2 protein-coding genes are annotated in these 432 nt (G+C 55.6%); one reads left to right on the plus strand and one right to left on the minus strand.

The genetic code is table 11. The features are described 5' to 3' along the window. Positions 1–192: lipoyl protein ligase domain-containing protein (locus ACRHNM_RS16245; protein WP_431137687.1), on the plus strand; the 192-nt coding region annotated here is incomplete at its 5' end. 24 nt (positions 193–216) lie between these two features. Here the strand turns inward: ACRHNM_RS16245 and ACRHNM_RS16250 are convergent. After that, positions 217–432, minus strand: a 216-nt coding sequence (locus tag ACRHNM_RS16250) for a TapB family protein (protein ID WP_431137689.1), incomplete at its 5' end; no start/stop codon positions are given.

The following is a 432-nucleotide window of genomic DNA, read 5'->3' on the forward strand; positions in this document are numbered from 1 at the left end:
TTTGCCTTTAATATCAATACGGACCTCGCCTATTTTGACCTGATGATTCCCTGCGGCATCCGCGACAAATCGGTGACTTCCCTCAGCGCCGAACTCGGGCGCCACATACCCACCCGGGAGGTGAAACAGCAATTGCTCACCCATTTTTCGGAACTTTTCGGGGCGGAAAGCCTCCCCGTGCAGCCGGATTGATATCCCCCGGGATTTCGCGCCGGACTAACGGGAAATCGAAGACAGGACCATCCGGCTCGTAAGCTTGCCATTTTTGTTATAGCTCTCGGACTTGACCATGCCCACGCCCTCCGCCAGCCAGGTGCGTTGCGGGAAGGTTTGGTTGGCCATCATCATCTTGGATTGGGTTTCACTGTAGATCACGTAGCAATCGAATTCGCCCGCCGGCGTGCTGACGGTTTCCTTTTTCTCCACCTTCCG

This window comes from Psychroserpens mesophilus (assembly GCF_050617655.1).
Lineage (GTDB): Bacteria > Bacteroidota > Bacteroidia > Flavobacteriales > Flavobacteriaceae > Psychroserpens > Psychroserpens mesophilus_A.